Annotated in this window: 8 protein-coding genes; all 8 read right to left on the bottom strand. The window is 52.7% G+C overall.

The window, feature by feature from the left end:
- Nucleotides 1–83: 83 nt before the first annotated feature.
- Nucleotides 84–2,978 carry a ribonucleoside-diphosphate reductase subunit alpha gene (locus MK110_06175; GenBank protein MCH2210869.1) on the bottom strand — a complete coding sequence of 965 codons (2,895 nt, stop codon included), beginning with the start codon at nt 2,976–2,978 and terminating at the stop codon, nt 84–86.
- Between the two features lie 586 nt (nt 2,979–3,564).
- Entirely contained in the window at nt 3,565–4,311 is a 747-nt protein-coding gene (gene kdsB, locus MK110_06170; protein MCH2210868.1) for a 3-deoxy-manno-octulosonate cytidylyltransferase, read from the bottom strand.
- Nucleotides 4,312–4,389: 78 nt separating this feature from the next.
- On the bottom strand, nt 4,390–5,367 hold the full coding sequence (gene tal / locus MK110_06165) for a transaldolase (protein MCH2210867.1): 978 nt from the start codon (nt 5,365–5,367) through the stop codon (nt 4,390–4,392).
- A gap of 226 nt (nt 5,368–5,593) precedes the next feature.
- Nucleotides 5,594–7,180 (bottom strand): response regulator, encoded by a 1,587-nt coding sequence (locus tag MK110_06160; protein ID MCH2210866.1) that lies wholly within the window; start codon nt 7,178–7,180, stop codon nt 5,594–5,596.
- 517 nt (nt 7,181–7,697) lie between these two features.
- Nucleotides 7,698–9,332 carry a dicarboxylate/amino acid:cation symporter gene (locus tag MK110_06155; GenBank protein ID MCH2210865.1) on the bottom strand — a complete coding sequence of 545 codons (1,635 nt, stop codon included), beginning with the start codon at nt 9,330–9,332 and terminating at the stop codon, nt 7,698–7,700.
- Nucleotides 9,333–9,648: 316 nt separating this feature from the next.
- Nucleotides 9,649–11,595: a DUF4340 domain-containing protein gene (locus MK110_06150; GenBank protein ID MCH2210864.1), complete on the bottom strand. Its 1,947-nt coding sequence runs from the start codon at nt 11,593–11,595 to the stop codon at nt 9,649–9,651.
- Nucleotides 11,596–11,747: 152 nt separating this feature from the next.
- On the bottom strand, nt 11,748–14,495 hold the full coding sequence (locus MK110_06145) for a Gldg family protein (GenBank protein MCH2210863.1): 2,748 nt from the start codon (nt 14,493–14,495) through the stop codon (nt 11,748–11,750).
- A 140-nt stretch (nt 14,496–14,635) separates the two neighbouring features.
- Entirely contained in the window at nt 14,636–15,382 is a 747-nt protein-coding gene (locus MK110_06140; protein ID MCH2210862.1) for an ATP-binding cassette domain-containing protein, read from the bottom strand.
- Nucleotides 15,383–15,899 lie beyond the last annotated feature (517 nt).

The following is a 15,899-nucleotide window of genomic DNA, read 5'->3' as shown; positions in this document are numbered from 1 at the left end:
CAGAACACAGTGTTCAGACGTGGTGTGAGACTTCCCGACGGTTGACAACCATCCAGCGTCCGGAAATCGATGACCACGATCGTTTACTGACAGGCGTCACAGTCCGGGTCATCCAGGCTGCAGGCTTTGACGGATGACATATCAGTGGCTGGTACCACATGAGGCCGAGCGACAGCTTCTTCCGGGCCGTCCTGACGCTGACCTGCATCCGGACCGGGATCAACTGTAATGTCGCTGGACGCACTTCTGTGTTTCATCCAGCGTGGCTGGACTCCGTATTTATTTACGTCGACTGTCGATTTTTCGATCTGAGTCGCCGCCAGCGTTCGCAGGTAATAGGTTGTTTTGAGTCCCTTGCTCCATGCTAAAAAGTACATGTCATGCAACTTGCGACCACTGGGCTCGCACATATACAGATTGAGTGACTGGCCCATGTCGATCCATTTTTGGCGGCGTGAGGCACATTCAATCAGCCATTTGGCATCGATTTCAAAGGATGTGAGATAGCGAGCCCGGATGTCAGCCGGAATTCGATCAATTTCAGAAAGCGTTCCATCGTAGTATTTGAGTGCATCCAGCATTTCAGCATCCCACAGGCCACGTTCCCTGAGCTCATTGACAAGTGATGTATTCACATGAGTGAACTCGCCGGAAAGATTGCTCTTCACATACAGATGCTTGTAGATAGGTTCAATGGACTGTGACACACCAATGATCGTCGAAATTGTGGCGGTCGGAGCAATCGCCATACAGTTACTGTTTCTCATCCCGTTTTCAGCCACAACTTTGCGAACAATGTCCCAGTCCATGGAGGTCGATCGATCGACGTCTACCGGCACTCCACGTTCCTTTTCGAGTTGTTCGACAGTGTCGATCGGAAGCAGACCACGATCCCATTTGGATCCTGAGTAAGAATCATATGTGCCCCGCTCAGCTGCCAGTCGGGAAGAGGCCATAATGGCAAACCACGAAATTGCCTCCATACTGCGATCTGCAAATTCAACGGCCTGTTCGCTGGCGTAACTGTAATTCATCTTCGCCAGGGCATCTTGGAATCCCATCAGTCCCAGACCGACAGGCCGATGTTTCCGGTTGGAGACACGTGCTTCCTGTGTTGGGTAGAAATTAATATCGATCACATTGTCCAACATCCGCATGGCCGTTCCGACTGTTTCTTCCAGCATCCGGAGATCCAGCCGGCCATTCTCAATATGAGCAGGCAGGTTGATCGATCCCAGGTTACATACAGCCGTCTCTTCCGGGGACGTATTCAACAGGATTTCTGTACAAAGATTACTGCTGTGAACTACTCCGGTGTGGTCCTGTGGCGATCGGAGATTGGAAGGATCTTTGAAGGTGATCCACGGATGTCCCGTTTCAAACACACGAGTCAGCATTTTTCTCCAAAGTTCCACAGCAGGAACACTGCGACTCAGCTGAATACGCCCCTCCTCTGCCATCCGCTCGTATTCCGTATAGCGTTCCTCAAAGGCTTTGCCGTACAGATCGTGAAGATCCGGAACCTCGTCGGGACTAAACAGAGTCCAGTTCTGGTTAAGCTGAACCCGTTTCATGAACAGATCAGGGATCCAGTTGGCGGTATGCATATCATGAGTACGCCGCCGGTCGTCGCCCGTGTTCTTACGGAGTTCCAGGAACTCCTCGATGTCCATATGCCAGGTTTCAAGGTAGGAACAAACAGCGCCTTTCCGTTTTCCTCCCTGATTCACGGCTACCGCAGTGTCATTGACGACTTTCAGGAAAGGAATAACGCCCTGGCTGCGACCATTCGTGCCTTTGATATGAGCATTTGTCGCGCGAATACCGGTCCAGTCGTTACCCAGACCTCCCGCCCATTTACTGAGTTTGGCGTTGTCTGATACACATTTGAAAATGTGTTCCAGATCGTCGCTGACCGTCGACAGGTAGCAGGAACTTAACTGAGGATGATTCGTTGCTGAATTAAACAGTGTGGGAGTGGCAGATGTGAAACGCATTGACGAAAGAATATCGTAGAACTCAATGGCTCGCTGCTCGCGATCCGGTTCATTGATCGCAAGTCCCATGGCGACACGCATCCAGAAGTATTGCGGCATTTCAATCCGCCGACCTTCAATGTGCAGCAGGTATCGATCGTAGATGGCCTGCAGCCCTGGATACTTAAACAGTGAGTCGCGTTCCGGTTTCAGTGCCTGGGCAATCCGGGTCAAATCATACTGACGCAGCTCGGGAGACAGACGGTCTGCAACGATTCCGTCAATCACATAGTGTTCAAACTGGTTGCGATAAAGACGTTCAAAGTCTTCCGGAACAGCCGGTGCATTTCCCAGCGATTCGCTGGCAATGACCATTCTCAGTAGTCGCGCTGCAACAATATCAAAGGCCGGATCCTGTTCGATGCGCGTACGTGCCGCCAGTATCATCGCCCGATAGATCTCTGCGACCGAGATGTCGTCGTAAACCGACTTCATGACTTCTTCGAGCAGTTGATCGACTTCACAGTTCGGGAGATCACTGCAGGCCAGTTCAAATCGACGTCGAATTCTGTCAGAGTCGAAATCAACGCGAACATCATCCTCCAGAAGAACGCGCAGTGACGAAGTCGCCGGTTCCTCCAGCGAATCAAGACTGTCTGACGGTTGCAATGACCGGATTTTTGCTCGTTCTGCACGATAAACGATATAACGGCGGGCAACTCGGAAATGGCCACGCTTCATCAGCTGCATTTCGACCATGTCCTGCACACGTTCCACATCGGTGCCGGACTCTGAACCGGCATCCGTCGACAGTTCGACGACGATATCTTCGGTGATGCTGCGGATTTCCTGATCGGATTCTGAATCCAGCGGCTGCTGATCGGCCAGATTCAGTTCAGCACGAAAAGCGTTTGCGATCGCTCGACCAATCAGTCCTGAATCGAATGGAACTGTACGACCATCGCGTTTGTGGATAACCCATTCCGTTTGTGCTCGAATCATTCGAACGTCTCCTCATGATTGGTCTTCATCCAGATGAACAGCCATGCTTCGTGCAATGGCACTCCGTATATACTCTTTAGAACCCGTCGAACGGATTCAGCCACTCACCGCGCAGCAACCATCGACTGATTACTCCGGGTCTTTCAGCAGGCACACGCTGAAGCAGAAAACCGACAGGCAGGCCGGCACTGCAATCGGCTAAAGAAATAATGGGTCGTTTCGACTTCCTGTCGAGTTAGGGGCCTCCTTGCGGAAGAGCAAGATAAGGATACTGAAGCAACTGTCAAACCACTGACTCAGAATCACTCAACTGCCCGTCGGACAACACGTTACAGAATGAAAACCGAAAAATATTTTTTCAGTGTCTTCCGCAAAAATTAACACAGAATCCCAATATAGTGGGTGCGAATAAGCTGTCAATACAAAATATGGTATACTGGTTACATCGGACCACAAGTCTGGCTACACCAGAATAAAAACTAAAGATCCGACAAATGGATTGCAAATTCGTCGGGCACCGGAACAAAAACCAGTTGCTGTCTGCCGGTTTGAGTTCTCTTCAACTGACTGACAGCAGCGGGCTTGGTCACCCCCGACAGCGAGTCACAAACGCTGTGTAATCTTCGACGGTATCGATGCCGATGGCGGCCGCAGGCACCGTTGCTACAACAATGCGTGCTCCAGCCTGCAGGGCACGTAACTGTTCGAGTTTCTCGATGTGTTCTAGTTCGCCGGGCGGCATGTCTGTGAGCTTCAGCAGGAACTCTTTACGGTAAGCGTATGTCCCCAGATGCAGCATGTAGCTGCCGGGTGAGCTTTGCAGAAGTTGTTGGACGGAATGGTCTCGCGCGAACGGAATCGGATGGCGGCTGAAATACAAGGCTTCGGAGTGATCATTGAGTACCACTTTGACGCAGGATGGATCCTGCACGTCGTCTGCATTCCTGAAAGGCGTTGCAATGGTTGCCATTTCGCAGGAGGAATGTTGCAGTGCCTGCAACATTCGTGTGATCGTGTCAGTTTCAAGTTCCGGTTCATCCCCCTGCAGATTGACAATAATGTCTGCATCAGGACAGCAGCGCCGCACGACTTCAGCGATGCGGTCGGTCCCGCTTGGATGATCGCCGGTCAGTTCCGCGCGACCACCAAACCTTCGAACGACCTCAGCGATTTCATGGCTGTCTGTGGCGACGATGACGTCGCCGAGTTCCGGGCATGCGTTGGCAACCTCCCAAACATACTGAATGAGAGGTTTCCCTGTTTCTGCCAGCAGCAGCTTGCGCGGCAGTCGTGTTGAATGCAGCCGCGCCGGAATGATTCCAACCGTTTTCATGATATTTTTTTTGGGGGGGGCAGTCACGCCGGACGGAATACAGGTCGCTAAGGCGCCGCATTCATCGGTGCACTGTAATCACACTGTCGCGGCCGTCGTCTTTAACTGTTCTGACAGCCACGAACGCAGAAGATCCAGGTCAGCGGCAAATCCGCGGATTCCCTGTGCCAGTTTTTCGGTGGCCATCGCATCCTCGTTCAGCATCCAGCGGAATGTGGACTCGTTCATGTCAATCGCCGGGATATCCATATTCCTTGCCGTCGCTTCATCCAGTTGTACCGGAACGTTTTCGTCCGAAGCAGCCAGCTCAGATAGCAACGTGGGGGAAATCGTCAGTAGATCGCAGCCGCTAAGATTGATGATTTGTTCTTTCCGCCGAAAGCTGGCTCCCATCACTTCTGTGTGGAAGTTATGCTTTTTAAAGTAGTTGTAGATACGTGTGACGGATGCGACACCGGGATCCTCGGCAGCGGGGATGTCTTCAACTCCACGGTCAGATTTATACCAGTCGTAGATCCGTCCGACGAAAGGACTAATCAGGGTTACTCCCGCTTCTGCACAGGCAACAGCCTGACCGAATCCGAACAGCAAAGTCAGATTGCAGTGAATTCCTTCGTTTTCCAGTCGTTCGGCGGCACGGATTCCTTCCCAGGTGGAGGCAATTTTGATCAATATCCGTTCCCGGGCAATACCCGCATTGCTGTACAGGTGAATCAGTTTTTGAGCACGGGCGACTGTGGCGTGCTCGTCGAAGCTTAGTCGGGCATCAACTTCCGTGGAGACCCGGCCGGGGATGATTTCCAGAATGCGGCAGCCAAATCCTACGGCGAGGTGATCGATTACATCGTCAACGGTATCCATCTCAGTCGAACCGGATGCGATTCCTGACTGGATCGCTCCGTCCACCAGTTCCCGATATTGTGACATCCGTGCTGCTTTCCAGAGCAACGAGGGATTCGTTGTGGCGTCCTGAGGTTTGTGTGCTGCAATGGCATCGATGTCACCTGTGTCCGCGACGACGATCGTACGTTGCCTGAGTTGATCCAATGATGACATGACGAGTCTCCTTTGAAATCGGTCCGGAAAACGAACAGGCTCACGTCAGGCAAATGTTGTTCCAGTGGTATTCTGCTGCCACAGCCGGCAGGACGTCCACTCGTGTTCATGAAAAGCGGACAAGACGATGAAACACACTGATGTTTTCCGTCGTTAGTTCATTATAGTGCGGTGACGGCGGTTCTGCGATGGGAGTAAATCGGAACCCGTTTTTCTGATCGCAACTTCACGATGTCTGAGATGGTGTTGATTCAGACGGTGGAGCCGGTTCATCGGGAATGAACTCATCGCCGGTCACTCGATGGACTTCATCCATCAACTGCAGCTGAGTGTCGATGATTTGTTCGGATTGTACGAAGAAAGCATCCAGAACATCGGGATCGAAGTGCTTTGCCCGTCCGGATTCCAGAATCTCAAAACATTGCTCTCTTGAAAATGGCTGCTTGTACGGACGGGCGCTTGACAAAGCGTCAAATACGTCGGCGACAGCAACGATTCGGCCTTCCAGGGGGATGTCTGCACCGGACAGTCCGAGCGGGTATCCTGAGCCATCCCATTTTTCATGGTGAGTCTGCGCAATACGAGCGGCCAGTATCAATAGTGGTGATGAACGTAAATGTGGCAGTGACTCTTCCGTGTCTGTGTGCGTTTTCAGCAGCGCAAAATCCCGTTCGGAGATGGGTTCAATGATTTGTTTGCCAAGAGCGCAGTGCTTCTTGATCAGTTCATATTCGTCGGGATCAAGTTTACCAGGTTTGAAGAGCACGGAATCGGGAATGCCGATTTTTCCCACGTCATGCAGCTGGGCCGCCTGTTCCAGCATTGGCAGATGCTGTTCCGGATATCCGATCTGCTCGGCGATAATGGCGCTGTAACGCCCGACTCGCAACACGTGATTGCCGGTATCGTTGTCCCGATGTTCTGCTGCACGGGCCAGGCTGAGGATCAGTTGCTGACGTGTGGCTTCCAGTTGCCGTGTGCGCCGTTCAACCTGTTGTTCCAGATGAGCCGTTTCACTGGCAATCATATCGAAGTGCTGTTTGAGGATGACAGCATTGCGAACGCGAGGCAGCAGCTCATTGGGATCAACCGGTTTGTTCAGAAAATCGTTTGCGCCCAGATCCAGCGCATTCCTGCGTATTTTTGGATCCCTGGCCGCTGTGACCACGATGACCGGAATGTGCTGTAACTCAGGATCGAGTCCCATCACTCGCAGAATGTCCAGTCCGCTGCCTTCCGGCATGTTGATTTCCAGTAGAAGAACATCGGGACTCTCACTGCGAATCAGGTGTAAGGCTTCGATTGTTTCAGTGCTTGTAATGAACTCCGAATAACCCGCCTGCTTAAGGTGATGCTGACAGTTTATTACGTTCAGATTTTCGTCATCGACGAGCATGATGCGTGCCAGCTTATTGGTCTGCTGGAGAACACCATGTTTCCTGGTGATCGGAGTTGCTGACTCAGAAGCGGGTGAATTCGAGTCGCTCGCAATCACGGGTTGATCTGTGAGATCCCGGAACTCGTCAACGTCAGACGACCTCTCCGGATGTCCGACGGTTTGTGAAGGTGATTGTCGGGCTGTATCTGCAGTCCTGATGGCTGAGTCTGACCTTTCTGCCGCAGTGCGCGCAGGACTGGCTTCAGTGTGTTCACGTCGATGACTGCTGCCGGTGACCGTCGCAACCGTTGAATCCTTTGAACGCTGTGTTTCAGCAGCATCCTCAACAGACTGACGAAAAGTTTCCAGTGAAGCGATGGTGGCGCTCAACTCATCCAGAACAGCTTGTGGGTTGTTTTGAGTATCCGCAGACATCTCGGTATCCAACTCGTTTTGAGACGGGGGGGGACATTCAGGAAGGCTAGCTCGCATTCCTGCAGCGAAATTGATCCTCCCGCAAAAGGATGCTGTTTGGCATCATCACATTCGTTAGAACTCCCGTATCCACTATGATCGGAATGATCAGGCCCGTCGATGATGACTTCGGGATTCCGGGATGGACCTATTTGGGTGATCCGCCCGCTCGGTTGATCCATGGATTTTGTTCCATGTGACGCCGGACGATGCGAATTCTGGCTGCAGACATCAGGAGGTGGCGATCAGTACACTGTCGGCACTGTCTGAGGTGGGGGAATGGGCCCACGGCCGGTACAGGAGTCCGCGGTGACTGCTCTTTTGAGTTGGTAATGTTGGGAGTCCGCGCCGGAATTCAACGACCGGCCGATTCCTGCAGCATACGCAAAGTGATCGACAGAAAATCACCAGGCAAAGACTGTTTCCGGCCTGGCGAACGGAAGTAAATCAGGTTCATCATCACATCAGTCCCGGGGCGTCAGACAGACGGCTGCCCGGCAGAATCGACAGTTGTGTTTGAGTCATTTGTGAGTCGATCAATGACCGCACAGCCGCACGAATCGCTCCAGACGTTGACAGACGTTCGACACATGTCCAGCACCCGATCAACCGCAATAATGATCCCCTGCGACTCGACAGGTAAACCAACAGCCTGCAACACAATGGCCATCATCACCAGTCCCGCGTGAGGGATTCCTGCAGCACCGACACTGGCAATCAGGGCCGTGAATGCAACCGTGACCTGCTGGACAAAGCTAAGATCCACACCTGGCGTCGCCTGCGCGATGAATAACACGGCGACCACTTCGTACAACGCTGTTCCGTCCATGTTAATCGTGGCTCCCAGCGGCAGCACGAATGAACTGGTGCGGTTTGAAATTCCTGCGCGGTCTTCCACGCACGAAATTGTTAAAGGAAGTGTGGCGTTCGACGATGCGGTTGAGAACGCCGTCAGCAGAGCCGGGCTCATATTGCTGAAGAACGCCAGCGGGCAGCGTCGTCCGACCATCATGACGATTACCGGAAGCACGACGACTGCGTGGATTGCCAGTGCTAGGAACACCGTAATCATATATTTTGCCAGCGTGGCAAATACGTCCAGTCCCTGAGTGGCGGTTGCGTAAATCATGAACGCGGAGACACCGACAGGTGCCAGGCTGATGACCCAACCGGTCATCTTCAGCATCACGGCAAACGCTGATTCAAACAGCTCACTCAGACGTTTGGCATGTGTTCCTCCGACAAAATTGATGAACGTTCCCACCATGATTGCAAAAGAAATCAAAGACAAAAATTCACCATTGGCGATGGCTGCAAAAGGGTTCGCCGGAACCAGCCGCAGCAGCTGTTCATAGATGACCTCTGTGAGTGATCTGTCGGCCGTTTGAACGATCTCCCCGCCTCCAGGTAGTGTGGCGCCCGAGCCTGGACGAATCAGATTGACCATCATCAGGCCGACTGAAATCGCCAGAAAGCTGGTCGTCAGGTAATAAGCAAGTGTCCGTCCGAACATCTTTCCAAAACGACCCTGACTGCCGAGTCCGGTCACACCCGTGACCAGTGATGTCAGAATCAACGGTATTGTGACCATCTTCAGCAGTCGCAGAAAAAGATCACCGATGCTTTTGGCAATGGTCGTGATACGACTTCGGATCCCGGAGGGATGTTCGTTGATCCATTGTGTCCAGTATCCCGGCAATCCGGATGCCTGCGCGGACTTCAAACGACTGACAGCCGGCACACCGTTATGTGTTCTCTGCCAGACGACCGAATAGCCTGCCATCGTACTGAGAATCCGGACACGCGGATTTTCTGCGGTCAGTTCGATTTGATTCCTGTTGCCGAGCGCCTTTGACAGTGCAGGAAAGGCATTTTTCAGCTGAGCATTTCTTCCATCGAACTCGGCGCGAAACAACACAACCTTTGCATCCGCGCGCGAAACGAATTCTTCGATTGAAATTCTGTTGGTACCGCGTGTTACAGCAACACGAACGTTGTTGGGTAAAGGCTGGTCACCAGTATTGGCCAGGATTCCAATCAGGCTGCCGGCGACCATCGCCGCCAAAATCTGCCAGTGCAGGGGCCATCTGCTCCTCCGTTGTTGATCGTTCATTTCAAAAGTCTACGGGATTCAGTGGCAGCACAGAATGAACCCGACAATAAATTGACCACGAAAACACCTGACGGATTTTTTACCTGTCAAACGGGGGTAAGCCGCGCGTCGGTAATTGCTCTTCCCGAAAATCGTGACGGGCGCGGCTGATGTACCAGTCCTCCTTCACTCGTCCGTCTTCGCTGAAAACGGATTACAAATCGACTCTCTCGCGGGGAAAACCCAGCCGGCCGCGAATCAGTGAATCCTCATGGAGGATCGTCTGAGCCGTCTCCCGGTTGTGGGGCCGAATGAGAGTCGTGAAGGGGATAGTCGCTTATTCTGTCTGAGCGGGATCGACAGCATCACCCGCAGACGTTTCAGTTGCATTCTTAACACCAGCTTCGTCGTCTGCGGCCTGTTCTTCAGCAGAATCATTGACGGGCGTTGCTTCACTGGTGGAATTTTCGTCAGCCGGCTCCTCAGTTGCTGATTCCTCGTCAGAAACCTCCTCTGTGGCATCAGAGGACGATTCTTCAACCGGGTCGACAAGAACCTGAGGAGGTACAGTATCGGCGGAATCCGTTGCCGATTCGTCTGTGTCTTTTTCTGCCTCTTTTGCTTTCACGATATCTGTGCGGGACAGTTTTAACTTGTCGAAAGTTTCACCGGGAACCACGTAGTACCAGTCGGCGAAACGACGATTGAGTTTTTCGGCCTTTTCAGTTCCGTCCGTGACCTTCTTTTCGAAGTCTTCCAGATCGGTATTGTATGATCTTAGATCTGTTTCGTACTGCGTCCTGGCGGATTCATAGGTCTCACGCAGTTCTGCCAGCGGGTCTTCCTCTTCATTTTCTTCAGCGGAATCATCCGATCCGGCGTCTTCGTCGCTGACGGCATCCTCTGTGGCGTTCAGATCTTCGGCCGACTGTTCTTCTTCGGATTTGTCTTCTTCTGCCTGCTTCAGTTCTTCAGGCATTTGAGGAGCTACCGGTTCAACGGGTCTGTCACCGAGATTCTCTTCGGCAAAGTCGACTCTCACGAATACGTACCGGCCCGTCTGACTTTGGTTGTCGTCTTCCACTTCGGCTTCATCATCGTTTCCGTCGACATCCGACGCATCCTCTTTTTCGGCATTACGGTCGGATTCTTCGCCGGAATTTAGTTCGACTTCCAGTTCCTGCAGTGACCCGGTGAATGCCCGGCCAAAGTACATTCGATATAGCAGACCGTCATCAGTTGCTGAATACAGTTCGCCTTCACGAGCAACCAGTTTCAACGAGTCCGGCTCAGAGTCCTGCTGCAGCAGAAATCCCTTTGACAACAGGTCATTTTGCAGTCGTGACAGGTCGTTTTGGGATTTCAGTGCTGAACGGTCAAGTTTCAGGTCCGGTGTAAGTCCCGGGAGTTTCTTTCGCACACCAACAATTTTCATGTCGGCGACGGCATTGGTCACGTCCCCGACAGCATCCTTGTCAACTTCTTCTGTGTCTTCCAGTCCATCAAGAACCCAGGGATCACTTGAGTTTTCCCTGTTCAGCACACTCGTTTCACCTCTGGTGATCGTGCCCTGAAGCTCATTAAACGAATAATCATTGATCGTAATCTGCCGCATTTCCTGCTGACTAATGTGCAACAGATCCGTGTCGATCCAGTCAGCAAATTTTGTGGACAGATCGATGCTGAGTGACACGATATACACTTCGTCCTCATCCGGTTTTCGCACGTAGTATTCGTCGGATTTGTCGGAGTCCGGAGTGTTGCCGATGATGTAATCCACCAGGACGGCATCATCCTCTGCTTTCAAAATCAGTCGCTTACCAACGCCATCAACCTCAGACACGTTCAGCGACTCCTGATTTGGGTCAATCACTCCGTATCTGGCGTGATCTGCCGGCCAGCGGGTGACCATTGCTCCCCGCTTGATACCGATGATCGAGGATGCTGTCTTCGCCAACTGGTCTTCGGCATCCGCCGGATAGTTGTGATGCGACGGAATCGACCAGCGACCGTTTTCCAGACGTTCGACGATAAATTCCTGCGGGAGAACTTCTTCGGCATCGAAGGCGAAGACTTCCAGCGCAGATGCCAGTGTCGGATCTTCAAAATCCGGATAGAATGTTTGACCGACGCGACCAAATTCCTCAATCGGAGCAGGTCGCCCCGCGTATTCAAAACCGGTCGTGATCGCCAGACAGCCGACCGCAGCGACCACAAACAGGAGCGTGCGACCGCCCGGATTCGTTGTTGCTGCAGATGCGCTGTGTGGAGTGCCCGTTGACATGCGTCATACCTCAGTCAGCTGTTTTATGTTAGTCGTCGCATCGGTTCGCGACGAAGCATTCTCAAATCATCTGTTTCACAATTGAATGTGCATGCTGCAACCGAGGGTTGCCGTGCGCGATGCAGACACCCTGTGATTGGTGGCGCCTGCAGCTAATTTCTTCGTCGACTGTCGACCACAATCCGTTTTTCGTCACTCAATCTTTTACCCAGGACCATCAGACCCAGCAGGATTGCGGGCAGTGGTGACAGAAAAATGGCCGCGATCTGTGTCTGGATCTCCACAGAACGTGTCTTTCGATTCGTTTCTGCCCGGATCTTCTTGATTTCACGGTTTTTATCCTGCTCAATCTGGGCTTCGGCCAGGCTCAACCTCGTTGACTCAGCCTGCTCTGCCTGGTCAATCATCTGTTGTTTGGCGATCGGGTCGAGGTCTTCGTTTGCGCGGATTTCTTCAACTCGTTTTTTCAACTGGTTCTGGCGCTCCGTGAGTTCCTCGTCAGCCTTTTCGTCAGCGGCAGACTCTCGTTTGTTAGCCTCTGCGAGGAATTCGTTCTTTTGACGTTCCAGACGTGCCAGAGTGCGGTGTTTTGCCCGACGGCTGCGGAGCGGTACGTATGTCTCGTCGCCTGCCAGTACGTCAACGGCATTGAGTACGAATGTCACATTATCCAGACTGATATCCAAATCACCGCGGACTCGTGACTGAAAGAAAAAGTCGGAAATCATATCTACATCTGCAACAAAGACTGCATTTCGGGAGTCACCATCCTGATCGGAGGTGATGTGAGCTGCCAGCACATGCGCGTAACCGTCGATCACGCGATTCAGCATGTTGGGGGGTCTGGGGACCACGGTCTGGCCACCGGCAAACGGATTGAAATTCGAATCCGTGAACTGTTCCCAGCCCAGCAACCCGCTTTTACCACTGGTCTTGAGCAGCTCCACGAACTTTGTTTCACGACCGGGTGTATCTCTTTTCCTGACGGTTCCGGTATAGATGCACAGAATTTCCTGCAGACCTCGACTGACACCGCTGTCTGTTGAGAAGGCGTCCGGATTTCCATCGCGAGTGGCAAATACGTATTCCGCCGGAAGCGAGTCGTATTGCGGGTGCGGATTATTCATGTCGAAGGTGACCGTATCGTAGACCCACTGAATATCCAGAGCATTCAGCAGCGATGTGGCCTGTCCTCCGTCTGCTTTAGGCGGTGGAGGGGGCTGCCGTCCGCCTCCAAACATACCGCCCATTCCATGATTGGGCTGAGGTTTGGGAAGCCGCGGAGCGCTGGTGATTCCCATACCGGAACTCATGGCGATCGGGAACGGGTCGTCAAAAATAAGTGTGGGATGACCGGCCCGAACGTAGTTGACAAGATTCGGCATCTGCTCCGCGGTCAGCGAAGAAGGCATGACGGCCATCAGCACATCAAAACTTTCTGCATCGATGGGTGAATCTGCGGAGACCGTTTCAACGTCGTACTGTTTCTTGAGCTCGGTGACGATCTGCCACTCCTGTGAGAAATTCAGTACGTTTGCGTCTGTTGTGAGAATACCGACGGTATGCCGATCCTCCGTGGCAACGGTACGGATTGACCGTGTTAACTCGTATTCGATCGGCAGGCCTTTACCGAAGAACGGCACAACAACCTTGTCGTAGCTGCTGATGACAACGGCTCCGAGGTAGACTTCAACTTCTGTACGCCGTCCCTCCACTTCAGACAGCAGGCGGACAGGCTGGATGCCGAAATGCTCTGCTTCGTCTGCTTCCTTGCTGAATTCTTCTACATCTACGTACCGAACTTCGATGTTGGTGCCTCCGATCTGATCGAACTGACGGAGCAAACCAACCAGGCTTCGGCGGGTGTCCACATATTCACTGGGGACTTCAGGACTTAAAAAGGCCTGAATCTCAATCGGTCGGTCTGACTCGATTTCATTCAACACGTCTTTCGTGGATGGCGAAAGACTGAACAGTTGTTCGGCTGTGGCATCCACCCTCACAGCCGCATATCCCGCCCAGGCGGTACAGCTCATGACAATGACTGCCAGGCATACGGTACGCACGGAATAGTGGATTCCTGTTCCGACTGTCTGTCCGGCACTCCAGTGCCGTTTGGTAATAAAAACAAGGTTCAGATACAGCATCAACACCGTAAACGCGACAAAGTACAGCACGCCTGACAGAGGAATGACCCCCAGACCAAAATCGCGAAACTGCTCCTGAAGGCTTAACTCAGAAAACAGCTGGCGGACACTGTTGAACTGAACAGCGGAACTGTCTCCGACGCCGAATATTCCCAGAACGCCGATTCCTTCCAGGAAACTCACAACGATCTCAATCAGTCGACCTACATAGGCGAAGAACACAGGGATTCCGGCAATGACTACGCCCAGAATAAAGGCGACGGTTGGAGCATTGGTCAGTACGGATGCCAGCATTCCCGCGCTGAGCATCGCTGATCCGGCAAGCCAGTAGCCACAATACGTTGTGAACAGCAACCCCCAGTCCGGATCACCCAAAAACTCAAGCACCACGACATAGGCCAGGGAAAAAATGAGACTAACGGAATACACGGCAACAACGGCCAGATACTTGCCCAACAAAACTTCGACGTCGGTGATCGGAAGGGTAAACAGTAGTTCATCAGTTCCCAGCTTACGCTCATCAGCCCACACGGTCATGGTGATGGCGGGTACCAGGAACAGCAGCAGTAAAGGGAAACCTTCTGTCAGCTGGTCCAGGGTCGGCACGTTGGATGTGAAAAATTCGGCATTGAATGCCAGAGCGGCACCAGCCACTACAAACACAATGATAAACAGGTAGCCCAGAACTCCTGAAAAGTAGCTGGAGAAATTGCGTTTGAAGATAGAGAGCACAACCTGGCTGCGAAGCGTCATGGTTGAATGTCCTCGATGAATCGATTGCTAAGAGTGGTTCAAGTCAGAAAACCGTCGGGCGAGGATCAGGGAACGGTGAGTTGCAGCCCTGGTACCCGCACGGCCGTCTTTTGGGGATGACGATAAAGGGTGGCCGCCTGTCACGCAGCAGCCGGATTGTCTCCGGTGAGTTCGTGGAACTTCTGTTCCATAGCTGATCCTTCACTGCCCAGTTCACTGGTTGGACCGTCAAACACAATCCGGCCGTTATTGATCAGTATCACTCGATCACAGACTGCCTGTACTTCCTGCAGGATGTGAGTCGACAGCAAAACCGTTTTTGTTTCTCCCATGCGACGAATCAAATCGCGAACACCTCGGACCTGATTTGGATCCAGCCCGCTGGTTGGTTCGTCCAGTATCAGCACGTCGGGGTCGTGCAGCAGAGCCTGAGCCATTCCCACACGCTGACGATATCCGCGAGACAATTTGCCGATGGCCTTGCCCCAGACCTCGCCAAGACCGCATTGCTGAGCTACGAACGTCATTCGTTCCCGCAGTCGCGGGCCGGACATCATTCGGGTATCGCCCACATACCTCAGAAAGGTTTCCGGTGTCATTTCCGTGTACAGGGGCCCGTTTTCCGGCAGATATCCCAGCATTTCGGAAGCTTTGATCCGTTCAGTGGCCACGTTATGGCCACCGATGCTGGCACTTCCCTCACTGGGAGCCAAAAAACCGGTCAACATCTTCATTGTTGTCGATTTTCCAGCGCCGTTCGGCCCCAGAAACGCACAGACCTGTGCTCTGGGAACCGAAAATGTCACCTCATTAGCCGCGGCAAAGTTGCCGTAGAACTTACTAAGTCCCTGGGCTTCGATCATCGGCTGGCCGTTGTTTTCAGCCATTTGACAGCATACCTCACTGCAAAACCAAGAAAGTACACACACGAGGAGACTGGACTTCACACAGTCGTCAGTCACTTACGGTCAGTTGGCCGGGTCACCGGAAGGTGGAACCGCCATTCGGTCCGTTGCCGGACGTCTTCCGATCCGGAAAAAAAATCAAACATTCGCGAAGTATTGATCAGGATCTGCTGCTAATCAAGAGTCCCAACACAGATGTTCCAGGAAGTGCCGCTTCCTGGAACATATCTCAGCCGAATTGAGAGTCGCATAATGCTTCCGTCAGCGATGTTGGGGGCTCAATTCAACCGTTTACCCCGTCCACGGCGCAATAAGCAATAACCGGCAAGCCGAAAGAAACCAGGAATATGCGCCCTGCAATATTCCGTGTCGTCCAATGATCCACCGGCATTGCCGATGTACAGTGTTGAGGGCAATCCGGTGAATGTGTCAACAATGTCAGATTCAGAGAGGACCGTGCCGTTTCAGCTTCGGAATCGAATCCGTCGGTTTCGGAACT

Source organism: Fuerstiella sp. (genome assembly GCA_022447225.1).
In the GTDB taxonomy this organism is placed as follows: domain Bacteria; phylum Planctomycetota; class Planctomycetia; order Planctomycetales; family Planctomycetaceae; genus S139-18.
Note: the sequence above shows the minus strand (reverse complement) of the source record. Positions and strands in the feature narration are given on the sequence as shown.

What these genes read in the sequence shown, in the direction of transcription:
- MK110_06175 (MCH2210869.1), bottom strand. Translation starts at nt 2,978, where the DNA reads ATGATTCGAGCACAAACGGAATGGGTTATCCACAAACGCGATGGTCGT.
- kdsB (MCH2210868.1), bottom strand. Translation starts at nt 4,311, where the DNA reads ATGAAAACGGTTGGAATCATTCCGGCGCGGCTGCATTCAACACGACTG.
- tal (MCH2210867.1), bottom strand. Translation starts at nt 5,367, where the DNA reads ATGTCATCATTGGATCAACTCAGGCAACGTACGATCGTCGTCGCGGAC.
- MK110_06160 (MCH2210866.1), bottom strand. Translation starts at nt 7,180, where the DNA reads ATGTCTGCGGATACTCAAAACAACCCACAAGCTGTTCTGGATGAGTTG.
- MK110_06155 (MCH2210865.1), bottom strand. Translation starts at nt 9,332, where the DNA reads ATGAACGATCAACAACGGAGGAGCAGATGGCCCCTGCACTGGCAGATT.
- MK110_06150 (MCH2210864.1), bottom strand. Translation starts at nt 11,595, where the DNA reads ATGTCAACGGGCACTCCACACAGCGCATCTGCAGCAACAACGAATCCG.
- MK110_06145 (MCH2210863.1), bottom strand. Translation starts at nt 14,495, where the DNA reads ATGACGCTTCGCAGCCAGGTTGTGCTCTCTATCTTCAAACGCAATTTC.
- MK110_06140 (MCH2210862.1), bottom strand. Translation starts at nt 15,382, where the DNA reads ATGGCTGAAAACAACGGCCAGCCGATGATCGAAGCCCAGGGACTTAGT.